Annotated in this window: 20 protein-coding genes; 10 read left to right on the top strand and 10 right to left on the bottom strand. The window is 43.3% G+C overall.

Annotation, left to right across the window (positions count from 1 at the left end; genetic code table 11):
* The 7 genes from NCI00_RS17700 to NCI00_RS17670 form a co-directional block, all read right to left on the bottom strand.
* Nucleotides 1-762, bottom strand: a complete 762-nt coding sequence (locus tag NCI00_RS17700) for a cell division protein FtsQ/DivIB (RefSeq protein WP_253529693.1) — start codon at nucleotides 760-762, stop codon at nucleotides 1-3.
* 57 nt (nucleotides 763-819) lie between these two features.
* Entirely contained in the window at nucleotides 820-2,208 is a 1,389-nt protein-coding gene (murC, locus tag NCI00_RS17695) for a UDP-N-acetylmuramate--L-alanine ligase (RefSeq protein ID WP_253529692.1), read from the bottom strand.
* Nucleotides 2,209-2,254: 46 nt separating this feature from the next.
* Nucleotides 2,255-3,349, bottom strand: coding sequence for an undecaprenyldiphospho-muramoylpentapeptide beta-N-acetylglucosaminyltransferase (gene murG / locus NCI00_RS17690; RefSeq protein ID WP_166558263.1), 1,095 nt, complete (start codon nucleotides 3,347-3,349; stop codon nucleotides 2,255-2,257).
* Between the two features lie 68 nt (nucleotides 3,350-3,417).
* Nucleotides 3,418-4,587, bottom strand: coding sequence for an FtsW/RodA/SpoVE family cell cycle protein (locus NCI00_RS17685; protein ID WP_253529691.1), 1,170 nt, complete (start codon nucleotides 4,585-4,587; stop codon nucleotides 3,418-3,420).
* The gene (murD, locus tag NCI00_RS17680) at nucleotides 4,580-5,956 is read right to left on the bottom strand and encodes a UDP-N-acetylmuramoyl-L-alanine--D-glutamate ligase (RefSeq protein ID WP_253529690.1); all 1,377 of its coding nucleotides are present in this window, start codon (nucleotides 5,954-5,956) and stop codon (nucleotides 4,580-4,582) included. The genes NCI00_RS17685 and murD overlap by 8 nt, the downstream gene beginning before the upstream one ends.
* A 392-nt stretch (nucleotides 5,957-6,348) precedes the next feature.
* A complete protein-coding gene (locus NCI00_RS17675) occupies nucleotides 6,349-7,857 on the bottom strand; it encodes a c-type cytochrome domain-containing protein (RefSeq protein WP_253529688.1) in 1,509 nt (502 codons plus the stop codon).
* Complete coding sequence (locus NCI00_RS17670; protein WP_253529686.1) at nucleotides 7,854-9,842, bottom strand: alpha-amylase family protein; 1,989 nt, start codon at nucleotides 9,840-9,842, stop codon at nucleotides 7,854-7,856. Before NCI00_RS17670 ends, NCI00_RS17675 begins: the two co-directional genes overlap by 4 nt.
* Before the next feature lie 179 nt (nucleotides 9,843-10,021).
* Here NCI00_RS17670 and gcvH point away from each other — a divergent pair, with 179 nt between their 5' ends.
* The 6 genes from gcvH to prfB all read left to right on the top strand — a co-directional run bounded on the left by gcvH (nucleotide 10,022) and on the right by prfB (nucleotide 15,114).
* On the top strand, nucleotides 10,022-10,399 hold the full coding sequence (gene gcvH / locus NCI00_RS17665; protein WP_114070346.1) for a glycine cleavage system protein GcvH: 378 nt from the start codon (nucleotides 10,022-10,024) through the stop codon (nucleotides 10,397-10,399).
* Nucleotides 10,400-10,471: 72 nt separating this feature from the next.
* Entirely contained in the window at nucleotides 10,472-11,743 is a 1,272-nt protein-coding gene (locus NCI00_RS17660; protein ID WP_253529684.1) for a dihydroorotase, read from the top strand.
* 15 nt (nucleotides 11,744-11,758) lie between these two features.
* Nucleotides 11,759-12,298, top strand: a complete 540-nt coding sequence (locus NCI00_RS17655) for a DUF4199 domain-containing protein (RefSeq protein ID WP_253529682.1) — start codon at nucleotides 11,759-11,761, stop codon at nucleotides 12,296-12,298.
* Between the two features lie 4 nt (nucleotides 12,299-12,302).
* Nucleotides 12,303-13,379 (top strand): hypothetical protein, encoded by a 1,077-nt coding sequence (locus NCI00_RS17650; protein ID WP_253529679.1) that lies wholly within the window; start codon nucleotides 12,303-12,305, stop codon nucleotides 13,377-13,379.
* Nucleotides 13,380-13,454: 75 nt separating this feature from the next.
* Nucleotides 13,455-13,904 (top strand): DUF4920 domain-containing protein, encoded by a 450-nt coding sequence (locus NCI00_RS17645; protein WP_253529676.1) that lies wholly within the window; start codon nucleotides 13,455-13,457, stop codon nucleotides 13,902-13,904.
* A gap of 132 nt (nucleotides 13,905-14,036) precedes the next feature.
* Nucleotides 14,037-15,114 (top strand): peptide chain release factor 2 gene (prfB, locus tag NCI00_RS17640; protein ID WP_166558272.1). Its coding sequence is split into 2 segments (ribosomal slippage): nucleotides 14,037-14,096 and nucleotides 14,098-15,114, totalling 1,077 coding nucleotides; the frame shifts between segments, so codons are not numbered across the junction.
* Between the two features lie 86 nt (nucleotides 15,115-15,200).
* On the opposite strand, the gene NCI00_RS17635 is transcribed toward prfB, so the two are convergent.
* Complete coding sequence (locus NCI00_RS17635) at nucleotides 15,201-16,439, bottom strand: tetratricopeptide repeat protein (protein WP_253529673.1); 1,239 nt, start codon at nucleotides 16,437-16,439, stop codon at nucleotides 15,201-15,203.
* Nucleotides 16,440-16,535: 96 nt separating this feature from the next.
* On the opposite strand from NCI00_RS17635, the gene hpt reads away from it, so the two are divergent.
* The 3 genes from hpt to NCI00_RS17620 all read left to right on the top strand — a co-directional run bounded on the left by hpt (nucleotide 16,536) and on the right by NCI00_RS17620 (nucleotide 20,194).
* Entirely contained in the window at nucleotides 16,536-17,066 is a 531-nt protein-coding gene (gene hpt / locus NCI00_RS17630) for a hypoxanthine phosphoribosyltransferase (RefSeq protein WP_253529671.1), read from the top strand.
* Between the two features lie 54 nt (nucleotides 17,067-17,120).
* Nucleotides 17,121-17,729, top strand: a complete 609-nt coding sequence (locus tag NCI00_RS17625; protein ID WP_253529669.1) for a HupE/UreJ family protein — start codon at nucleotides 17,121-17,123, stop codon at nucleotides 17,727-17,729.
* A 92-nt stretch (nucleotides 17,730-17,821) separates the two neighbouring features.
* Nucleotides 17,822-20,194, top strand: a complete 2,373-nt coding sequence (locus NCI00_RS17620; RefSeq protein WP_253529667.1) for a M1 family metallopeptidase — start codon at nucleotides 17,822-17,824, stop codon at nucleotides 20,192-20,194.
* A gap of 119 nt (nucleotides 20,195-20,313) precedes the next feature.
* Here the strand turns inward: NCI00_RS17620 and NCI00_RS17615 are convergent, their stop codons facing one another.
* Nucleotides 20,314-20,997, bottom strand: a complete 684-nt coding sequence (locus NCI00_RS17615; RefSeq protein WP_253529666.1) for a hypothetical protein — start codon at nucleotides 20,995-20,997, stop codon at nucleotides 20,314-20,316.
* Nucleotides 20,998-21,143: 146 nt separating this feature from the next.
* Here NCI00_RS17615 and NCI00_RS17610 point away from each other — a divergent pair, with 146 nt between their 5' ends.
* Complete coding sequence (locus NCI00_RS17610) at nucleotides 21,144-23,174, top strand: FAD-dependent oxidoreductase (RefSeq protein WP_253529665.1); 2,031 nt, start codon at nucleotides 21,144-21,146, stop codon at nucleotides 23,172-23,174.
* A 66-nt stretch (nucleotides 23,175-23,240) separates the two neighbouring features.
* Here NCI00_RS17610 and NCI00_RS17605 read toward each other — a convergent pair whose 3' ends face one another.
* Nucleotides 23,241-24,464, bottom strand: a complete 1,224-nt coding sequence (locus NCI00_RS17605; RefSeq protein WP_253529664.1) for a serpin family protein — start codon at nucleotides 24,462-24,464, stop codon at nucleotides 23,241-23,243.
* Between the last annotated feature and the right edge of the window lie 106 nt (nucleotides 24,465-24,570).

The following is a 24,570-nucleotide window of genomic DNA, read 5'->3' as shown; positions in this document are numbered from 1 at the left end:
TTACTCACACACAATTTGATTTCTAAACTTAACACTAACGCGTTTATATTTTTCCCAACCTTTCAGGGGTAAAATATTTTTATAAAATATCTTTAACTTTTCAAATTTTACCTCAAAATCCTCGGGCAAACCAAAATCAATCTGGTGCTGTCCTACCTGAGGAATAAGGGTTAATTCACTGTCATTTGACACAATTACTTCAGCTACTTGTGCTTTCCAAAACGGTTTTTTCTGAAGTGCTTTCAAAAAGTCAATCAGTTGCTTTCCTTTTTGGGAGGTTAAATTTTGTTTTTTATTAAAAAAATCACCAGATACTAACACGGTACGTGCGGCAAAACGTCCTGATAATGGGACTATTTCGCCCGTCTCGGTTAGGTATCCCCCCTGCGAGGCATTTAGTTGTTGGTCTGTGTCAGATATTGAAATTAGACGCCCGACAGGTCGTTGCTGCACTATAGATACGACCAAATTTCCAGATAAATCTCGAAACACCTGACAATTATTTATCAAGCGGTTCTTCATAACCCTTTTTTCTAAACCTTTTAGGTTTATTTCTGAAAAATTCATTCCCTCTATGTTATCAACCCCCTTAAGCGTAATCAAATCTTTAATGTCCTGTTCATTAAAAAAAGGATACTCTGCTTTTTCATCTAATTTCACAATAATTCCCTTACAGCGCTTACTTTTTTGTTGAAACTCGACAAAAAAAACAATAAGCCCAATAATGAATATTCCAAGAACGACCCAAATCAAGCGTTTCATACAGGTGTCGATTTAGTAGTTTATAATTTTAAATTACTAAAAATCAGTTTTTTAAAATTACTCGGATATTCCTTCTAAAACTTTTTTGATGGATTCAATGTAAGAATCAATATCGCCAGCACCAATCGTAGCCACTACATCTAAAGGACGATTTTTGAGGACATCAATTAAGCTTGACTTCAAACATTGGATTTTGTCACTTGTGATTTTATCAAAAATTAAATCAGAACTTACCCCTTCAATCGGTAATTCTCGGGCTGGATAAATATCCAAAAGAATCACATTGTCGGCTAGGGATAAACTTTCTGCAAATTCGTTGGCAAAATCACGCGTACGGCTGTATAAGTGCGGTTGAAAAATTGCCGTCACCTGCCGATTGGGGTAAAGCGCTTTCAAAGAGGATAAAAATGCATGCACCTCGGCGGGGTGATGTGCATAGTCATCTATCAGGACTTTCTGGCCTGTTTTTAAATAATACTCAAAACGCCTTTTTACTCCGCCGAAAGTTTGGATAGCGGCACGGATTTGGTCCCCTGATAGGCCGAGGGCGAGGCCAACCGCCGAGGCAGCCACGGCATTTTCTACGTTGTGGAAACCGGGTACTTGTAGAGTGATATCGCTGATTATTCCTTCTGGATGAACAACGTCAAAGACAAAACAGGCATTTTCGATTCGAATATTTTGGGCATGGTAGGCGCCTTCGTTCAAACTGTATTCTTCGACTTTTGCCTTCGTTTTATCAGCTAACGTCAACCCTTTTTTCATAAATAGACGACCGTTGGGCTTGATTTGACTTACATAGGCTGAAAAAGATTCCAGAACAGAATCGTGGCTTCCATAAATATCTAAATGATCGGCGTCGGTGGAGGTCACAATGGCTATATCTGGAAATAAAGTCAAAAAAGACCGGTCAAACTCGTCTGCTTCCACCACGCAGGGTACTTGGCTGAGCTGCGCGGTAGGCGCGTTGAGCAGCATATTGGTACCATAATTTTGCGTTATTCCTCCTAAAAATGCCGCACAGTTTACTCCTGAATGACGAAGTAGATGCGCAGTCATTGAGGAGGTTGTGGTTTTGCCGTGCGTTCCTGCTACCCCAATCGTAAACATCCCCCCAGCTATCAGGCCCAGCACCTGAGAACGTTTTTGTAGGGTAAATCCATTGTCTTTCAGATAGTTGTATTCAGAATGATTTTTTGGAATAGCAGGTGTGAAAACAACGAGTGTTTGGGCTGGATTTTGTAAAAAAGCAGCAGGTATTAACTCTACCGAATCTTCAAAATGTACAGAGATACCTTCTGCATGGAGCGTATCGGTCAAGTGCGTTTGTGTACGGTCGTAGCCAGCTACCTCAAATCCATTCACGCCGAACCAACGCGCCAACGCACTCATTCCAATACCTCCGATACCGAGGAAATAAATATATTTATAGTCTGTAATTTGCATCCTTCTGTTGATTCTTATAGTGGTATAAACGACCTGTAATTAAGTGTTAGATAAGTCCTAAAACCGTTTCAGCAATTTCTTTTGCAGCATTGGGTTTGCCCAGCTTTTTGATGTTTTGACTCAAAGTCTGTTGTTTTTCAGTGTCTTGTAATAATCGCAGGGCTGTTTGTACAAGTTCTTCGGGAGCATCTTTGTCTTTAATCAAAAGGGCGGCATTTTGCTCTACCAAACTCATCGCATTTTTGGTCTGGTGGTCTTCGGAGGCATATGGGAAAGGAACCAAAATAGCGGGCTTGGCCACTAAGCACAGCTCCGATACGGACAAAGCGCCTGCTCTTGAAACCACAACATCGGCCAACGCGTAGGCTAAATCCATTTCATAGATAAAATCAAAGGACTTAGCGTAAGGCGTTTTCAGTGAGTTTATTGCGTTTGCGGCTTTTTCAGCATAGGGTTTTCCTGTTTGCCAAAGAACTTGGTATCCTGAATTAATCAGTAATTTTAATCCAGCTTCAATACTTTCATTGATTGTCTTGGCGCCGAGACTTCCCCCAATCACAAGGAGCGTTTTGTGGTTGGGTTGCAGCCCAAAATGGGCATAAGCCTGTGTGCGTTTGTGGGTTACATCCAAAATGTCGCTTCTAACGGGGTTTCCAGTCATTTTGAGCTTGTTTTTTGGAAAAAACGAGTCCATGTTTGGATAAGCTACACAAATGGCTTTAGCGCGTTTTGCAAGTAATTTGTTAGTAATACCAGCATATGAATTCTGTTCCTGAATTAAGGTTGGGATTCCCAACAACGAGGCCACCATCAACAGTGGCCCACTGGCAAATCCGCCAACGCCAATGGCTACATCGGGTTTAAAACTTTTAATAATACTACGCGCTTTCAATAAACTGCGCGTGAGTTTGAGGGGAAATGATAAGTTATCAACCGAAAGCTCTCGTTTGATTCCTGCAATCGGTAAGCCAATGATTTCGTATCCTGCTTTGGGGACTTTTTCCATTTCCATTTTCCCCAAAGCCCCTACAAACAAAATTTGAATGGTAGGGTCAATGGCTTTGAGTGCATTGGCAATAGCAATGGCTGGGTAGATGTGTCCACCAGTACCACCTCCGCTGATGATTACTTTCTTTATCATACGTTTTTATGACCAGAAGGATGAAAATTTGATAAATTGGGAGATACCCCGTTATCACTTCTCAAGCCTTATAAATTTGTTTCTTCAATATCACCTCTGCTTACACTCAGTACAATTCCGAGTGAGATACAGGTAAATAAAACGGAGGTTCCCCCCATGCTTAATAAAGGCAACGGTTGGCCGGTGACTGGGAAAATCCCTACGGCTACTGCCATATTTGTAAATGCTTGTAATCCAATACTTAACATTAGCCCTGCGGAGAGCAGCCCGCCGAAAGCTCGATTGGTTTCATTGATGTTTTGGACTCCACGCACCAGCAAAATAGCATACAAAATCATGATAATAATTCCTCCGATAATGCCGTATTCTTCAATAATAATGGCGTATATAAAGTCAGAATAGGCTTGGGTAAGGTAGTTCCGTTGGTGACTTTTTCCGAGTCCTTGTCCGAGCGTTCCGCCATTGGCGATGGCAATAAAACCTTGCTTAGCTTGATACTCATCACGTTTGAGAAATCGCTCGATACGTCCCTGAGCGGTATCAAGGCGTTGGCCTACCACAAGACCTGTTGCCCCCGCAATGCCAATAGAAACGACCATCACGGCTAAATATTTGCCTGGTACACGGCCAATGTATAGCATCAAAAAGCACGAGAATCCCAACAAAACGGCCGTAGAGGTACTGGTAAGAGCAATAAAAAAACAGATAATCCCAACCCACAAAATCATTTTTCCGAAAATCTGCCAGTCATATTGCACGCGCTGACGTTTGGCAAGCATTGCTGCCAGATTGGCAATCAGCGCCAAACGAGCAAAGTCGGCGGGCTGAAAGGTTAAGCCAGTGCCTGGAATTGCCAACCAACGAGTAGCGCCGTTGATGGTAACCCCCGCTACTTTTACCAGAATCAATAAAGGGATGGAAATCAGGAGGGCAGCCCGCGATAACCGCGAGAAATAGGTATAATTGATACGATGAACGCCCCACATAACCAATAAGCCGATTCCCGTAAAAAAGGCGTGTTTAAACAGAAAAGATTCTGGATAGCCGCCACCCCGCTGATAAGCAAGCGTTCCCGTTGCGCTGTACACAATAAGCATACTAGCAAGGGACAACAGTGCTACAATAATCCAAATGACGATATCCCCTTTCAGGTTTTGACGAAGCCATTCCTTGGCGTTTTGCCAACGGTCAAATGGGGAGGTAGACTGGGGTTGGGGCGCATTCATCTCGTTATTCATCGTTTTTTTGGGAATTAATTGCAAAATCCAGAACGGCCGCTTTGAATAAATCGCCGCGGTCTTCGTAATTTTTGAACAAATCGAAACTGGCGCAAGCGGGCGATAACAACGCTACGTCGTCAGGATGGCCTAACGAAACAGCATGAGCTACAGCTTTACTTACGTCCTGTGTCTCAATGATTACAGGAACGATAGGGGTAAAAAACGAGAGAAGTTTGCTATTGTCTTTGCCCAGACAGATAAGGGCTTTTACTTTCTGACGAACTAAGTCTTCGATTTGGGTATAATCGTTGCCTTTATCTACTCCGCCAGCAATCCAAATAATTGGGGTATCAAAACTGTTAAGTGCGTAATAAACCGAGTCTACATTGGTGGCTTTTGAATCATTGATGAACTTGATGCCGTTGATGTCTGCGACGGGCTCAAGCCGATGAGCCGCGTTTTGAAATGTCAACAGACCCTGCCGAATTTGTTCATCACTTACTCCTGCCGCCATAGCTGCCAACGTTGCCGCCATGGCATTGATGGCATTATGAGGACCTTTAATCGGTAATTCATTCGCGCTTATCTCAAAAGTACGGGGATGGCGTGTCAGATACAATTTTCCTTCATGAAAAAAACCGCCATTGCTATCCTTTTTTACGAAAGAAATGGGTAAGTGGTTCACCATGAACGGTTTCTTGTCTAATTCAGAAGCGATGGCTTCATTATCAACAAAATAGATAAAATCGTCGCTCGGTTGCATATTTTGAAGTAACCGAAACTTAGAATCGACGTATTTCTGAAAAGTATACTCGTACCGGTCCAAGTGGTCAGGGGTAATGTTTAACAATATACCAATATCTGCTTTGAATTGGTACATGTTGTCTAATTGGAAGCTGCTTAATTCTAGCACAAACCAATCAAATTTATCTTCGATTACCTGTTTGGCAAAGCTTTCGCCGATATTGCCCGCGAGGCCCACATTAAAGCCCGCTGACTTCAGTAAATGATAGGTGAGTAAGGTGGTGGTAGTTTTTCCATTACTACCCGTTATCGCGATTTTTCTTGCTTTCGTATACCGTGCAGCGAATTCTATTTCTGAAATAACGGGTGTTCCCTGAGCATATAACTTTTTGACCAACGGAGCCGTATCGGGAATTCCTGGACTTTTAATGACCTCATCAGCAGCCAAGATTCGTTCCTCTGTATGTTTCCCTTCTTCAAAATCAATGTCATGGACATTGAGGATATTACGATATTCTTCAGATAAAGTGCCTTTGTCTGATAAAAAAACATCAAATCCTTTGGCTTGGGCGAGCAATGCTGCGCCTACACCACTTTCACCTCCGCCTAGAACAACGGTTTTAAAGGTATTTCGGGAAATCATCAATAAATAATAGAGTAAAGAAAGAAAACGAAACTTTAAGCCAAATTAAGGCTTTTTTGGAAGAAATAGCAAGGGTGAGAAAATGGCAAAAATCCTTAAATGGCCAAAGTTATGTCGCATAATGTACTTATAGTTAAGTTTCTACATGCTCGTAATAAGGCGTTTTCAAAGTTTTTTAAAAACGAAAAAATACTTTTTAGCGATGAAAACAAGAGAGATAATTTTGGTTCTTGGATGAATACACAATGCGCTAAAATGTACCTAAAAGGCAAATATTGGAAAAGATACCCCATTGGGTATTAATGTCCTCATTCGTTTACCTTACCAAGCGCTACGCACAAGCAACAGACCTCGGATACCTAGTTACGATGGTTGTTATTTTAAAATGCAGATTATTTTTTCTTTCCTTCCTCTGGTTTGGGGGCTGTTTCACCAGCTTTAATAAACTCCGCGATTTGTTGTTCGTTGATGCCAATCGTCACTTCCAGATTAGGTTTTGCTTGCTTCAAGGCAGCTACACCGCCCTCTGTTACTTTTGATTGCCAAACGTGAAGACTCATCAAGCTTTTTGCGGAAACAAGCTCTTGTATACCTGCATCGGTTACCAGAGTATTGACCAAATTGAGGTATTCCAAATACGGTAAAGCTTTGATTTGACGAATGGTAGCATCTGTAACCGCCGTATTTTCCAAATGTAATTTTTGAAGGTTTTTTAACTTAGCAATTGTGGTTGCAGCTTGGTCAGAAATTTTTGTATCCCCCAATTTTAACCAAATGATTTGTTCTTTAAGTGGCTCCAGAAGGGCGACTTGAGTATCGGTTAAAGTGCTGATATTTACCGCATTTATTTCTAATAAGTTGCTTTCGTTAGCAATCGGCATCACCAATAGACCTGCCTTTTTTAGTGCTTCAACGGCTTTTGCATCAGGTGTGGGCACTTTTAAGCTTAACACGGGAGATTCTTTGGACGTTGTGGTCAACTGAGAACTTCCAACAGACGGCGACGAACCGCTCAGCGCGGCTAAGGCGGGTTTGATGGCATCGGTAGTTTTTAGCTCAGCCACTTTCTTGTCAAAAGGCGCACCTTGGTCAATCCACCACGAAAGTATCGCAATCTGGTTGTCCGACAGTTGCGTTTTGCCTTTTGGAGGCATGTGGTTTTCATCTTCGAGGGGCAACAGACAACGCTTGATTAATTCGCTTTCGCTGCCTTTACCCGCAACGAAAATGGGGCCATTTTCGCCGCCTTTTTTCAGCAGTTCGATCTGGTCCATGCGCAAATCCCCTTTTGATTTATTGGCATTGTGGCATTGAACACAACGAGCTTTCAGGATAGGATTTACGACTTCCTGGAAAACCATCGCATTGTTGACGTCAGCGATGGGTTTGATTTCATCGGAGCCTTTTTCGGCTTTGGGCTCCATGCCCAGCCACCCGCGAAAAGGTTCTGGTGTTTCTTGGGTCAAATATCCTTCTCCGTGGGTCAAAGAGCCGCCATGATGCCCCGCAACCATGGTTAATATGGCCCCAACGGTCAACGCTGGTAAATAAAGCAAGCTACTAAAAGGAATTTTATTGACAAATAACTCCGATTTTGCCATCCAAGCTACCCAAGCCGCTACTGCCACCCATATTCCCTGCCATTTGTGTTCATCCAACAATTCGACTTCATAACCTCCTCCCAATGACAACAGATATCCAGCTAAGCAGGAAACCGTAGCGCCAATAGCTGACCAAAAAAGTACAAAGGTGATAGTTGATTCTTTGACTTCAATTTTGTTGGTCAATCGGCCGATTTCGAGCAACCCCGCCAAAATCAAAAAACCGATGGGTAAGTGAACCAATACAGGGTGAAAACGACCAATAAACGCGGCCCAATCAGAGGCTTGTAACAGAATCATAGTTTGATTTCAGCAATCGAATGAATAGCTAATTTACTTATTATAAAGACTGCGCTACCATTTTTATACGCAAATGGCAGAGGTTTATTTTCGGGTTGTAACATCACCTGACGAGGGCGACGCGGTGTTTTTATCGACACTTGAAGGTGATAAAGCGGCGGAATTTCGTCGTTTGCGTGAATGGATTTGTTGGCGTGGTTGCCCGCCATGTTGATAAGGTTTACGTAAGTTGTGCCATTTTTTTGATTCAAAGCCACGTTTACCAACTTTGAGCCATTGACCTCCACGTTGGGGTGAAAAAGTTCTTTTACCAGTTTTCCCAAGAAATCTCGGCCTACGTAGGTTTCGCGCTTATAATGCTGTTCGCCAAAATTGAAATAAACGCCTGCAATCTTTCCTTTTCCTAGCGAAGCAACGGTAGCCAAGGGCCCTTGGGCAAAACGAGTATCTTCTTGATTGTACCATTGGCCAAAGGGCTGTGTACCAGCTAATAATTGAAACGGTCGATAGGTTGTCTTGGTGCCAGTGATTAGGTTATCAAAGCCCCAAAAAGGAATAGAATGTGTGGTTGGACTTAATGTAACGCCCAATTCTTTTTCAAAAATTTTAACGGTTTCGCTACCGATTATAACTAGGTTGCCACCTTGTCGTGCGTATTCTACTAGTTCGTTTTGTAGCTGTTCGTTTATCTTTTTCCATTCTGGAACGACAATCACTGGATATTCTTTCGTATGTCCGAGAAGATGGTGTTCTTGTAGTATTTCTGTCGGTAACTGACTGTATAATAAAGCATTGAGCGTGCCAATCATGGGGTTTTGCTTACCGTCGCCCGTATTGTAAACGGTTGTGACTTCGCTTTTATACCCCGTATTTGAATACAGCAGCCCTACCTGAGGAACGGGTTTGGTATTTTGGCAAAAGGGCTGACGCTCGCGGCAAAATTTAGCCAAATCGGCCATTGTTCCGTAGGCGTAGGTTTTAAGGCTTCCGTCTCGGTGTTGGGTCCAATAGGCTTGATAACCACCGCCCATCGAAATCACCTGCGCGGCCTCTTGAGAAAGTTGGATGGCACTTTTGGCCGAGAAAACTTGGTCGTCCCAGCCGTATCCAAAACTCCACGACATCAAATCCCAAGGTTTTCCTTGCGGCGCCAAACACCGTGCCTGAAAAGCCGACTGATTGGCTCCGTTTAGCGGCTCAGTGTCGCCCGAGAGGAAATCGACATTGATATCCACGGGTTCGGGCATCATGGCCGAAAACGACCAATTGCTGGCTACCTGAAAACGAGGATTGTATTGATGTAAGGCATCCGTGTATTTGCGTACGTATCGACGAAATGCCATTCGGTGAAATTCCAGCCACTGTGCATAGTTTGGGTCTGATTTCTTTTTTGGAATTTCTTGAATACCCGTAGTTTTTTGAAATTCATCCACAGCGGCAGTGCAGTAATCGGGCTCGGTGGCCCAGCAATCGCCATCTATCCAAACGCCATCCACGCCGTAGTCGCTCATTTCTTTGAGCTGTGGAATGAGCAAGCTGTCGGAATACGCGCTCCACAGCGATGTTTTTTTATCATCGCGTTTGCCTTCGGCATTGATTCTTGCCCAATGGGGGTGATGCTTCACGGTTTCATTGTCCCACACGCCCGAATAATGCAAATAAAGCGCGACGCCGTGGCGCTTTGTCACGTCTCGAAATAAGCGAAGGATGTCTTTTTCGAAGCGTTTGGGGGTATGGCCCACTTTTGTAGGATAACTCGTTACGCCCGAATGTCCTTTACAATCTACCTGAATAAAATCGGGTTTTACCTTTTGTAGCAGTGAGTCTATCATTCTGTCGGTAAGGGTTTTACCGATAAGTGTATCTTCCAACACCGCATGAAAATCAAAATGCAGCCCAAAAAAACTTTCTGAACGCCGCAAAGGTGTTTGGGCAAAAAGAAAAACGGGAAAGTGAAGAACAAGCAGAATACGCAGGAGTTTCATATTGGTTTTATTTACTCATACTATTAAAGTTGTGTTGAAGGCTATTCTCCTTTGATAAGCTAAATAGAGATTGATTTAGAGGGATGCTGGGTAGAAAAACACGTAAAGTGACCCAAGGATTTCGCATAATTTATGTTTTCGTATTATCTTGCACGCCCAAACAAAAGCCTCAACAAACCATGACTTTCCCCGAAGAGCTTAAATACACCAAAGATCACGAATGGATTCGTTTTGAAGACGATGATACCGCAGTAGTTGGAGTAACGGATTTTGCCCAACAAGAACTGGGTGACATTGTTTATGTAGACATCACTACGGTGGGCCAGACCGTTGAAGAAGGTGAGATTTTTGGCAGCGTAGAAGCGGTTAAAACCGTTTCTGACCTTTTTATTCCCGTATCAGGTGAAGTCCTTGAATTTAATGATGAATTAGAAGCCGCGCCCGAGTTGGTCAACGAAGACCCTTATGGCAAAGGTTGGATGGTTCGTATCAAAATTACGGGTTCAACAGATAGTTTACTTTCGGTAGAAGAATACAAAGAATTGATTGGCGAATAAATAGAAGCTCCGAAAGGGGCTTTTTTTTTAGCCTTTCACCCGCAATGTGAATAAGTGAAAGTTTTTAAATATATGCTACTGATTCGTTCTGTTAAGATTATTGATAGTCGCTCGCCTTATAATGGGCAAACGAAAGATATTTTGGTCGAAAATGGAAAAATTGCCCAAATTGGCGACCAACTTGACGCCCCAGATGCTGAAATTCTGACGGGCGACAATTGGCATATTTCTTCTGGTTGGGTAGATATGCGGGTATCTTCTCACGACCCAGGCCATGAGCACAAAGAGGATTTGACCACCGCCTGTGAAGCCGCCGTCGCGGGCGGTTTTACCGAAATAGCGGTGTTGCCCAACAGCCAACCAGCGTTGGATTCAAAAAATACGCTGGTTTATGTAAAGCAAAAAGCCGCTGACCAACTCGTGGCGGTACACCCGATTGGTGCGGTCACCAAAGGATGCGAAGGCAAGGATTTTACGGAAATGATTGACTTAACGCACGCTGGTGCCGTGGCTTTTTCGGACGGTGTTCATGCCATTCAAAATACCCACATTTTCCTCAAATCGCTTCAGTATTTGCAGCAAGTCAACCGGGTTCTGATGAATCGCCCCGAAGATTTTGACCTGACGGTGTTTGGACAAATGCACGAAGGGGAAGTCAGCACGTTGTTGGGAATGCGCGGTATCCCGTCGATTGCCGAAGAATTGATGATTATGCGAGATTTGAAATTGTTGGAATACGTGGGCATAAAAAGCCCAACTCCCCTACTCCATTTCTCGACCATCTCCACCGCCAATGCTGTGGCGTTGATTCGTCAGGCCAAAGCGCAGGGGTTGCCCGTTTCCTGCGATATTGCGGCGCACCAAATTGCGTTTGAAGATTCGCTGTTGACAGATTTTGATACGAATTATAAAGTCAACCCACCGTTTAGGCAGCAAAAAGACATTGATGCCCTGTGGGAAGGTTTGGTCGATGGCACTATTGATGCCGTCGTTTCGGACCATAATCCTCAGGACGAAGAAGCAAAAAACCTAGAATTTGACTTGGCTGAATTTGGAATTATCGGGTTGGAAACGGCTTTTGGAGTACTAAACACGTACAACAAAACGCTAAGTATTGAACAAATTGTGGATAAGTTTACGCACCATCCACGCACTATTTTACGGCTGCCAGCGCATACAATTTCGGAGGGTAATTTGGCCAACTTAACGCTCTTTAATCCCGACTTAGAATGGGTTTTCTCCAACACGCGCTCTAAGTCAAAAAACTCTCCTTTTTTTGGGCAGACCCTGAAAGGGAGGGCTTTATACGTAATAAATCAAAATAAAGTGGAGAAATGTGGATAACTCTGTGGATAAGTCATGGGAAATGTGATTAACTTTTTTAATAAACCTATTTTAAAAATCCCGCTTGCTTTTGGCGTATTGGCGGGATTTGTGTGTTTTCTATTCTTTTTGGTGGTCCAAAACCTAGAGAAATTTTCGGGAACAGGCCGGGCGTTGGACGTGGGTTTTTTCGCCATTATTATCGCGGCGGCCTGTTGGTATTACCGCAAAAATATCGGGAAAGGATACATGCACGCCTGGGAAGGAATCTCGATTGGGTACGTGGTTTGGCTGACGGGGGCATTACTCTGCGGGTATCTAACTTCTATGTTTTTTTACTTCTCACCCAGTGCCCTTGATAGATACAAACAAACGCTGCGCACTTCGTTGGTTACTAATCAGGCTGAGGCCATGAAAGTGTGGGGAAAAGAGATTTATCAACAAAAACTGGCGGATATTTCACAGCTTACACCTTCAAGTTTCATTTTTGATGAATTTCGGTTTACGTTGTTGCTGGTTATCATTGCCATCTTGTTGATTGCGTTGATTTTCCGCAAAAAGAAAGCCGAAGCATAAGCCGATGCCTGCTAAAATTATCCAAATAACGAAGGCCAAAGCCGAACAGACGAAGTCGCAGAAAGAGTTTAATCGCTTGGTACAAAAAATTGAGACGCTCGAAAAAAGTATTGTTGAGTACCGCGAAACCATGACCAAAATCCAACAACGCGCCCTGACGGAGTTGGAACCTTTACGCAAACAATATTTCGAGCAACGCGCTCAACTTGTGTACCGTTTAGACCGCGCTCATGACTCGTCGTTTTTCAAAAAGAATGAAAAGAAAAAGTTAGCCTACCTCATTCAAGACATTGCTTTTGAATTGATTGATGCGGCTGGAATGGAGGAGTTTAAGCTGATTTATGACAAATATAGCCCAGAAGGTAGCTATGATGCAGTCGTTGAAGAGGCCGAGCGTATCAATAATATGTTTTCCGCATTTGGCGCTGATTTTGGAGAAGAGTTTGGGAAACATTACGAAAAAAAGTCAGAGAATCAGGAAACGGCGCAACACCAAGCAGCCTTTGGAGAACAATACCAATCGAGAGAACAACGTACCCAACGTCCAAAAACACAAAAACAACTCGATCGGGAAGCAAAAAAGGAATTGGAATCCCGCACGGGTACCAAAGCCGTGAGGACGATATACCTTGATTTGGTAAAGGCGTTTCATCCCGACCGCGAAACAGACGATACTGAAAAAGACCGCAAGACAGAAATCATGCAACGGGTGACCGAAGCCTACGAAAAAAATGATGTATTGGCTTTATTGCGGTTACAATTGGAGCTTGAGCGCATTGATCAATCACACATTGAAACGCTGGCTGAAACCCACCTCAAATACTATAACAAAATCTTGCGTGAGCAGACCAAAGAACTGGAAGAAGAATACGAGCAATTGCAGTTTCAGGCGCTTGCATTAGGGGGGCGGTCGGCCTATTTGATTTCAAACCCTTTTGGCTTAGAATTTGCTTTCAATCAGCAGGTGAATGAGTTTAAAAAGACCGTAAAAAATCTTAAAAAAGACCTCAAAGATTTGCAACATGACGAGGTTGTTCGGGCTTTTCTCAAAACCTACACCATACCAGCTGAAGAATGGTAGATTTGATTTTTGCCTTTTGAGAAGAAATATTGATTGAAAACGTTTTTTATTAAATTTGTAAAAAATACTAAAACCATGAAAAATATACTCATTACGGCACTTTTTACCCTTTTTGTGGCGGGTGCTTATGCTCAGGAGAGCTATTTTGGAAAAAAAATAAACGATAAGGGTGCTTTAGCATCGGCAGAATTGCCAAAGAAGATGGCGGCCAAAGAAAAAATGTCGGCCAAAGTGGTAGGTACCGTTGAATCGGTTTGTCAAGCAAAAGGATGCTGGATGAAAGTAAAAACCGCCGATGGTCAAACCATGCGTGTGAGTTTTAAGGATTACGGCTTCTTTGTTCCGAAAGACATTGCGGGCAAAACCGTCGTGTTTGAAGGAGAAGCTAAAATGAAAACTACACCCGTAGCAGAATTGCAGCACTACGCCGAAGATGCTGGTAAAAGCAAAGAAGATATTGCAAAAATTACGGAACCTAAACACGAACTTACGTTTGTGGCCGATGGCGTAATTGTAAAGAAGTAATATGCGCATTAAATGAAGCGGTCAGTCGGCTAAAACCGACCGACCGCTTTTTATTTGTACCTTTGCCGTTCAAAAAAGAGAGAACCGCTTGATTTCACTCGTTTGTACAGCTTTAAATTTATCATTGACACTATGACAACAGAACAGTTGAAAGACTTGAAAGCCCGCGTTTCGGCTTTGAGGGGGTATCTTTGACTACGATACCAAGAAAGAACGATTGACCGAATTACAACAGATTCAAAGCCAACCCGAGTTTTGGAATGATAACACCAAGGCCGAACAAACCATGAAAGAAGTACGTGGTTTGAAAAGTTGGACTGAAAGCTACGAATCCGTTGATGGACGCCTCGGTGATTTAGAAACTTTGCAGGAATTTCTGGAATTGGGCGAAGCCACAGAGGCCGAAGTAGAGGCTGAATATCAAGCTATGCTGAAAGTGTTGGAAGAAGTTGAACTGAAAAAGATGCTTTCCAACGAAGAAGACCAGCTTAATGCCGTACTCGAAATCAACTCGGGGGCGGGAGGTACAGAAAGTCAAGATTGGGCCGAAATGCTTTATCGAATGTACGTTCGCTGGGCCGAAAAGCACAATTACAAAGTCACGCAGATTGATTATCAGGATGGTGATGGTGCTGGTATAAAGTCGGCGTCTATTCAGATTGAAGGTCCGCAGGCGTACGGATATTTACAATCCGAAAACGGGGTGCATCGTTTGGTACGAATCTCTCCGTTTGATTCTAATGCGCGCCGACACACCTCCTTTGCATCAGTGTATGCGTATCCTTTGATTGATGATACGATTGATATTGAAGTCAATCCCGCTGATATTGAATGGGATACGTATCGTTCTGGCGGTGCGGGTGGGCAAAACGTAAACAAAGTGGAAACGGCCGTTCGCGTTCGTCACAAGCCTTCTGGACTCGTTATTGAATGCCAACAAGAGCGTAGCCAGCACCTAAACCGTGATTTAGCCCTGCGTTTGCTGAAATCAAAATTGTACCAAATTGAAGTAGAAAAGCGCAATGCCGCGCGGGCCGAAGTGGAAGCCTCCAAGAAAAAAATTGAATGGGGATCACAGATTCGTAACTACGTGATGCATCCCTATAAATTGGTCAAAGACGTACGCACTGGGGTTGAAACCTCTGACGTACAGGGCGTAATGGATGGCGACTTGGATGAGTTTATCAAAGCTTATCTGATGTTGCAGTAATTCTTTATTGCATTTCCAATGATTTATCAACAAGCAGGCTTTAGCCCTAAGATTATCTGGGTTAAAGCCTGTTTTGTTGATAACAATTAATTCCGTTGTTTTCGACGCTCCTCGCGTCGTAGTTTATTGAGGTTCGACAGGGCATCTTTGGCCTCTTTCACTTGGGTGGATTTTTTCTCGCCTCTGTCTACTGCTGTTTTGTAGTATTCACGAGCGGCATCGTAATTCTTTTCTTTCTCGGCAATTCGTCCCAATCCTACCAAAGACGCTAAGTAATAGCCTGAGGTAAAGGCTTTTGCCTGCGTGGAATAATCAAGCGTTTTCTGATAGTACAGTTTGGCTTTAGGAAGGTCGCGGTGGTAGTTGTTGGCATAATAGGCCAATACATACGCGGCATTTCGGCCGCTGACGGCCTCATAACCCGTTTTTCCCGCGTCAATTTTTGCCAAAATACTGTTGGCTATTTTCTCGGCTTCGTCGGAGTTTCCGCGTACAAAAGCTGAGCGTAAATAATAGCGCTCAAAATACGGATTGTCGGGGTAGGTTTCCCAAGAATATTTTGCCAAATCATACGATTTGGCGTACTGATTTTCATACCCATAAATCTGCAACAGAAAATAGCGAGCTTCGGTCCTTGTATAAAACGCGTTGTTACCGACTTTTTCCAGTTGTTGGATACCCATTTGTTTATTCCCTTTCGGAAAAAGCCATAAAACAGGCTTTAGTAGCGGATAATTGTCGGGAATCCATTCGGCAAAATAGTTGAATAATCCGTCTCCAAACAGCAACTCTGGGCTGATTTCGCTTTGGCCCTTGCAACGTTCTAAGTATTTAAGGGCATTTTTTCCCGCAAAAGTAGCCCGTGACCAGTGTTTGCGCTCGGAGTGAATACGCCCTTTAAAAGCATAGGCCGCCGCCAAAAAGAAAGAAGGCTCAATTTTATTTTCCCGAATATCGTAGAGCTTTTCGGCCAACGTAATGCACGTATCCATGAGGGCAATGCAACGGTCGTCGTAGCGAGTATCGTCGGTATTTGGAACGATTTTCCACCATTCGGCCAGTCCCATCAAAAAATAGGGCATCGGATGGTTTGGATAGCGATAACGTAACCAGCGGAATTCGGCATCGGCCTCGGCAAATTTGAAGTTGTACAATTTATTGATGGCTTCTGTGGCTTCGATTTGTACGCCAGGATTGGAGAGGAGCATCTCATATTTGCTGTCAAAATCGGCAGATGCGTACAATTGTGCTTTTGCGGGCTTCACAACTACCATGAAGATGCATGTAAAGCCGAATATCCAATATTTTAAACTGTTCTTTTTCATGGTCTATTATCTTTGCCGTACCGTATTAACGTACATTTCTTTCGGACAGTTTATAAATTTAAGTTTTTTTTAATAATTTTTTAATATTTCTCAAACATGCAGGTCGTCAGAGACAAACAGTTTGTGCCATTCATTGACAAACAAACGCTGGAAGAACGTATTGCCGAAGTGGGCCGCAAAATTAGCGAAGATTACCGAGACAAAAATCCTCTTTTTGTGGTCGTGCTCAATGGGGCATTCCTCTTTGCAGCAGAGCTTATAAAAAACGTTCCTATCCCCTGCGAAATTACATTTGTTCGGGTTTCTTCGTATTCAAAAACGGAATCCACGGGACAATTGAAGGAAATTTTGGGCTTGAAAGAGTCGATTGAAGGCCGACACGTGATTATTGTGGAAGACATTGTGGATACAGGCCTGACGATGAACAAACTGCTTTTTCAGCTTTCGGTTCAAAAACCAGACTCTATTCAGGTTGCTTCCATGCTCTTTAAGCCAGCTGCTCTCAAAACTCCGTTAACTGTAAAGTACGTAGGCTTCGAAATAGAAAATCGTTTTGTGGTTGGGTACGGCCTTGATTATGACGAGCAGGGGCGAAACTTGGATGCGATATACGTACTGGCTGATTAATTGGCCGATATTTTTACTTTTAAGTACCCTTTTACCCACATCTATCTAAAGCTTATGTCTGAATTTCAAGCCTATCTTCAACTCGGATTTTCCCACATCACCGACCCCAACGGCTACGACCATATATTGTTTGTTATCGCACTTTGCGCCATTTATGCTTTCAAAGAATGGAAAAAAGTATTGGTTTTGGTTACCGCTTTTACACTGGGCCATTCGGTAACCCTAGCGCTGGCTACGCTTAAAATGATTACCTACAGTTCGGCCTTCATTGAATTATTGATTCCGATTACGATTTTCATTACGGCCGTCTCTAATTTTTCAGAAAAGAGCACGGGTGAGCCAAAATCCCCCAAACTGAGGTATGTATTGGCGGCGTGTTTTGGCTTAATTCACGGCATGGGTTTTTCCAATTACCTGCGCAGTTTGCTGGGCGACCAAGATAGCATTGTGATGCCGCTGTTTGCGTTTAATGTTGGTTTGGAGCTGGGTCAACTTGTGATAGTGGCCATTGCTTTAGCCATTGCCTCTCTTTTTGTGGAGGTGATAAGGGTCAAGCGCCTCACTTGGAATCATTTGATTTCGGGAATTGTGGCAGGAATGGCCCTTTCGTTGATTTTGGAAAATGAGGTTTTTCGAACTTTTATAGGTCTATCCGTGGAATAATGTCGCTGAAAAAAGGGTAAGTGTCTACCTACAAGGTCGATTTTTGCTATTTTCTTTTATTTTTACAACCAACAAACTAATACCAACTTCCGATGAGAAAACAGTTTATTTTTTACTGGCTGATGCTTACCGCTGGTGGTTTGCTTGCTCAACCTCCAGCGGGCAACTACAATGCCAATTCACGTTTTGAACAATTGGGGGCATCGCTCCCGACCCCAAACACAACACGTACTGCGTCGGGTGCGCCAGGAAAGGATTTTTGGCAGCAACGCGCCGACTACGACATCAAAGCCGAATTGGACGATGAAAAACGCAAAATCACAGGAACTGAAACCATTACTTATTTTAATAACTCGCCAGATGAGTTAAAGTATGTTTGGTTGCAATTGGACCAAAATTTATTTGAAAAGAACTCAATCAATGCTACCTCACAAAATAACAGCATACAAAACCAAATGTCATCCAATGCCGTGACAGGTTTAAATGCTCCTAGTTCGGTTAGAGGTAGTGTTGCTGGTGATTTTAGCTTCAAAATTACTTCGGTAAAAGACCCCAAAACGGGCCAACCGCTCAAACACACCATCAACGGTACTATGATGCGAATAGAGCTGCCAGTAGGTATCAAAACGGGCCAATCGTATGCTTTTTCGGTGGACTGGAACTACTTTATCAATGAGTACTACGGACGCGCTGGTTATGAGTTTTTCCCGAAAGATGGTAACACCAATTATTTTATTGCTCACTGGTTTCCGAGAATGTGCGTTTATGACGACGTGAACGGTTGGCAGCACAAACAATTCTTAGGTCAAGGAGAGTTTACGTTGACTTTTGGTAATTATAAAGTAGCCTTAACGGTGCCCAATGATCATATTGTAGGCGCAACGGGTGAATTACAAAATGCTAATCAGGTGCTTTCGTCAGAGCAACTTAAGCGCATGGAAAAAGCCAAAACGGCTACGCGCCCAGTATTGATTGTGAGCCAAGAAGAAGCTGAAAAAGCCGAAAAAGGCAAACCAACAGGTAAGAAAACGTGGATTTATAAGGCTGAAAACGTGCGGGACTTTGCCTTTGCAACGAGCCGTAAGTTTATCTGGGATGCCATGCAAATAGACCAAGCGGGCAAAAAAGTGATGTGTATGTCGCTTTATTCAAAAGAAGGAAATCCGCTTTGGGGACAGTACTCTACAATGGTGGTAGCGCATACAATACGCTCTTATTCAAAGTACTCGGTAGATTATCCTTATCCAGTGGCTTATTCGTGCCATGCCAGCGGTGGTGGAATGGAATACCCGATGATTTCGTTCAATGGTGGGCGCCCAGAACCAGACGGAACCTATTCGGAAGGTACTAAATACGGGATGATTGGGGTGATTATTCACGAAGTGGGGCATAATTTCTTCCCTATGATTATCAATTCAGATGAGCGTCAGTGGGGGTGGATGGACGAGGGCTTGAACACCTTTGTACAGTACCTTGCCGAAAAAGAATGGGATAAAGATTTTCCAACCCGAAGAGGAGAACCTCAGTTCATTGTAGATTACATGAAACAGGATGCCAAAAATCTGGTGCCTATCATGACCAGCTCTGACAACATCATGCTTTATGGCCCCAATGCTTATGCAAAGCCTGCTACGGCGCTCAACATTTTGCGCGAAACGGTAATGGGACGCGAGTTGTTTGATTATGCCTTTAAAGAGTATGCACGTCGTTGGGCGTTTAAAAATCCCACTCCAGCTGATTTCTTCCGCACTATGGAAGATGCCTCTGGCGTGGATTTGGATTGGTTCTGGAAAGGTTGGTTTTATGGCACAGAGGCGGTTGACCAAGACTTAGTCGAAGTGGAATGGTTTGCGTTGGATACCCAAAATCCCGAAATCAACAAAGCAGAAGCAAAAAAACAAGCCGAAGCCAAACGCAACACCGTGGCCCGCCAGCGCGACAAAGACTACATTAAAGAGTCGGTAGTTGATAAAAATCCTGACATGAAGGATTTCTATAACACCTATGACCCTTACAAAGTGACGGAAGCCGACAAGAAAAAATACGAAACGTATTTGGCAAGTTTAACGCCAGATGAGCGTAAGTTGGTCGAATCAGGGGTGAATTTCTACACATTGAAAGTAAAAAACAAAGGAGGTCTGCCAATGCCTGTAATCGTGAAGATGCAATTTGAGGACGGAACTGATTCTGTAGCAAGATTCCCAGCTGAAATCTGGAGATTGAACGACCAAAATGTTTCTAAAGTTATTACTAGCAAAAAGAAGGTAGTTCAATGGACATTGGACCCGTATCGTGAGATTGCTGATATTGACGAAGAAAGTAACAGTTTTCCGCGTCAGCCAGCTCAACCGACCAAATTCCAATTGTTTAAATCACAGGGATTCCAGCGAGGGCCTAATCCAATGCGCGAAGCTCAGCAAAGCCAGCCCCCGAAAACAGGCCAACAAGGCGGCGCTAAGAATTAACAAACGTAGGGCTTAAGGTATTCCCTAGGCAAAAAAAAAGGGCGAAGGTTACCCCCTCCCGCCCCTGTAGAGAGCCATTCTGATATAATGTGTCAGGATGGCTTTTTTTTATTGTCCGATTATTTACTTAACCGATAAGAAATCGCTAATTGTAATGACCCGAAATTTTGTTGAAAGAGACTTTCACGCAATTGCGGATCACTGCCCGCCGTTGTGTATGAAATATACATATCGCTAACGGGCTGAATGCTTGCCAAATAACGAAGATTGACTCCAAGTTTGTTGAAGTGTGCTCCGATGCCTGCATGATAACCAAATGCGTACGATTTGTACGGTGAAAAGGAAAGCGGTGTATTGGAATATTGGGATAAAAACTCTTTCAATGTACCATTTTCAAATAACTGAAGGGATAACAAAGGTCCTCCGCTGATTTCAAATTGATTGTGTTTATAGCCAATCGAAAACGGAATATCCAACTGCCCGTACTGCACACTCGTTTTGGTAGATGTACTCAGCCGTTCCAATTGAGCTCCTTTGATGGAAACTAGTAATTCTCCTTGTAAAAATACATTTTCAGTCGAACGCACATATCCTCCCAAGGTATAACCAAAGGTTGAGCCTCCTTTTGAGGAAATTTTCTCGGGTATCCGTGAACTTGACGTAGCTAACACCCCTTCAAAGTCACTCCCCATAAATTGGGTCATTTGTAAGCCTGCTTTTAATCCCCACTCCACGCCCTGAGCATATACCGAACAAATCGCCGCGAAAAGGAGAATAAACAAAGAAGTCGAAAACTTTTTCATATACTATATTTATGGTGTTCAAAGTTGTTTATGTTTCTAACGTAAGATTCAAAGAAAATAGTGCCGTTTTGCCGAATGATTTGGCCACTTAATGCATCAAAGTAAGTTTCAAAGGTCTGTATCTTTTTCTTATAAATCCAATATCTATGAAAAAACGCATAGCTCTTCTATTCATTTTAATCGTTTCGATTCTCGCGTCAGCAGTTGCCCAAACCTATGATATTTGTGTGTATGGGGGTTCTTCGGCAGGAGTCATTGCTGCCTATACTGCTAAAAAAGCGGGCAAAACAGTGTTGCTTATTGAGCCAGGAAAGCATTTAGGAGGATTAAGTTCGGGTGGTTTAGGGCAGACTGACATCGGAAATAAATATGCAATTACGGGCATTGCAAGGGATTTTTACCGTCAGATAGGTCAACACTACGGGAAGTTTGAACAATGGACTTTTGAGCCGCATGTGGCAGAAAACCTGTTCAAAGAATATGTAAAAAAAGGTGATTTTCCAGTATGGTTTGAGTATCGTTTGGTGTCTGCCACCAAAAAAGAAGGTAAAATTCAGGAAATCACCGTTGAGTCATCTAATCAGCTAGGCCAGGGGCTGCGAACGGTAAAGGCAAAAATGTTTATTGACTGTACGTATGAAGGGGATTTGATGGCCAAAGCGGGCGTAAGTTACATCGTGGGGCGTGAGGCGAATAGCCAATACAACGAGACGTGGAATGGCGTGCAACTATTGGATAAACACCAATTTCCCGAGGGCGTGGACCCTTACAAAATTCCAGGAGACCCTTCGAGTGGTTTGTTGTGGGGAATATCAACGGCGGCATTGGCCCCAAATGGTTCGGGCGATAAGCTTTTACAAACCTATAATTTTCGACTGTGTCTGACCAAAGACCCAGCCAATCGGATTCCAATCACGCGTCCTGAGCGCTATGATTCAACTAAGTATGAACTCTTGTTGAGGCAAGTGGCCATTGAAAAACCACCGCACATCAATTGGGGCGTGATGCACATTGCGGATATGCCCAATTCAAAAACCGATATCAATAACAAAGGAGGGTTTTCGACCGATATGATTGGCATGAATCATGATTATGCGGAAGCCAATTATGAAACCCGTAAGAAAATCATCAAAGACCACGAAGACTACACAAAAGGGTTCCTCTATTTTGTAGGGCATGACCCCCGGATGCCTGAGCATCTCCGTAAACAAATGTTGGAATGGGGTTATCCCAAAGATGAATACCTTGACAATGACCATTTTAGTCCACAACTTTACGTCCGCGAAGCTCGCCGTTTGGTGGGTGAATACGTGATGACTCAACACAATTGCGAGGGGCGCGAGGTGGTCAAAGATGGTATTGGATTAGCGGCTTACACCATGGATTCGCACAATTGCCAGCGTATTTTGTTCAAGAACCCTAAAACTGGCAAAATGGAAGTTCGCAATGAAGGAGATGTGCAAGTAGGAGGCTTCCCCCCCTATCCTATCAGTTATCGTTCATTGATTCCTAAAAAGGCTGATTGTGAGAATCTTTTTGTTCCCGTTTGTCTTTCTGCCACTCATATTGCGTACGGTTCTATTCGTATGGAGCCCGTTTTTATGGCATTGGCCCAAGCCTCGGCCGTGGCGGCAGCAATGGCCATTGATACCCAAAAGCCAGTGCAGGAAATAAACGTAACAACCCTTCAGAATGCTTTGCTTTCCAATCCTTTAATGGATGGAAGCCAAGCAGAAATTTTATTGGACAATGACGTTACTCCAACGAAAATAACTGTAGTCGGGAATTGGAAAACTGTTAAAACGGGTGGAAAATATGCCGCGACTCAGTTGGTAAACAATTCGAAAGGTAATGACAAAAACAGCGTACGCTTTGCGCCGGATGTTCCTAAAACGGGAGTGTATGCGGTGTATGTCTACAATCCAAGCCCAACGGGTGGTGGGGGAAATCCGGGAGAAGCTGCCGACGAGGCTAAAGCAAGCCGAACTACGTTCAGAATAAAGACCGCTACTGAAATTAAAGAAGTGGTGGTTGAGTCGCAAACACAGGTAAATGACTGGATTAAACTAGGCACATACACCTTTGCCAAAGGAAATAAAAATTTTGTGGAGATTACCAATCAAAATGCGAACGGTGTCGTGGTGGCAGATGCTGTTTTGTTTGTTCCAAGCAACTAGATTTTTTCTTGTTGTATACCAAAAAGGAGCCTAGGCTCCTTTTTGGTATACAACAAGCGTTTTGATTTAAGAAGGATTGACTATTTTCCCCATAAATAAAACGGTATCAGATGTTTTCTCGCTGATGATAAAAACAAACGGACGGTCGGCATAATATGTTTGAGGAAGCGAAGTCAGTTCTACTCCGATGGTGGTCACGGCAGCAGCTTCGGTTCCTTTTTCATCCACGGCCACGTAGGTATTTTGCTTAACAAAACCAACGTTCAGCTTCTGCGTTTTGCTGATTTTGCTTAAATCGGCGACATTGGGGAGGAAGGCCGATGGCATGCCCATTTTTTCGAGCACTTTGTTCAAATACACTTCGTATTCGAGGGTAAATCGAGGTAAGCCAATCGAAAGATTATCCACTTCTTTCAGTCCTTGCTGCAATTGATTCCATTCGGTAGCAGTCAGTTTAGTTACTAAATCATTGACTCCTTGTGTACCGATTGGTACCAAAACAGTCATGGCATAGCGGCCATTGCCGTAGGGAAGTTCATACGCAAAATACCCATCACGATTGGCAAACGAAATTTTGTTTTTCATTTGCATCATTTTGACATTTTTCGTCTTGCTTTCAGCCAGTTGAAATGGGTAATCGGTGGTTTTTTGCTCGTCAAAACTTGTCGTCCAGTCACCCTTGAAATACAGGGCATTCATCAAAAACAACACCATTTGCGGCTCTATGTTATCAAGTACTTTTTTGATTTTGCCGTTGGTTTTATCGCTTGCCCACGTATTTAGGGGCGTCGCATCAGAGCCACTAAATTGTGACGCTTCTGCCTTAAAAGAATTTTTTAAAATGTTAACAAAGTCGGTTTCGGGCTGAAACGTATTTCGATTCCATACCGAATTGGCTAAACCAAGCGTAACTTTAGGGTCTGCTTTGGGTAGGCCTTCTATGAGTTTTAAATAAGTTGCGTTGGCGTCTGCCAACGAGATTCCGTTCAATTTGAGGGTCTTTTGAATCTCGTCGGCAGTTTGTCCGTTGGCACCATTAAGCAACATACCCAGCGCCATGTGCAGGCTCAAAGGTGATACAAATACGTTTTTGTCGGAGGGCTCTTGCTCATTAAGCCTTTTAAAAAAATCAAAGGCAAAGTCGTCGGTACGACTGGCAAAGTTTTCTGAAATTTTCACCTCTTCGCCTACGGGCGAAGGGCTGGTGGAGCTGCACCCCAAGGCCACCCAAAGCAACATCAGGGTCGCGGCGATGACCAGTACACACTGAAAAAATGATGAAGTTCTCATGGTTAAAGCTGTTCTAGGAATAGTTGTCATAGCCGTTAAGTTTTAATTGGAAACTAACGCTATGACGTTGTTGAATGTATAACGGTTGGAACTTGAATAAATTTTT

This window comes from Runella salmonicolor (assembly GCF_024158025.1).
GTDB lineage: Bacteria > Bacteroidota > Bacteroidia > Cytophagales > Spirosomataceae > Runella > Runella salmonicolor.
The sequence above is the reverse complement of the archived record's forward strand: the minus strand, read 5'-3'. Positions and strand labels throughout refer to the sequence as shown.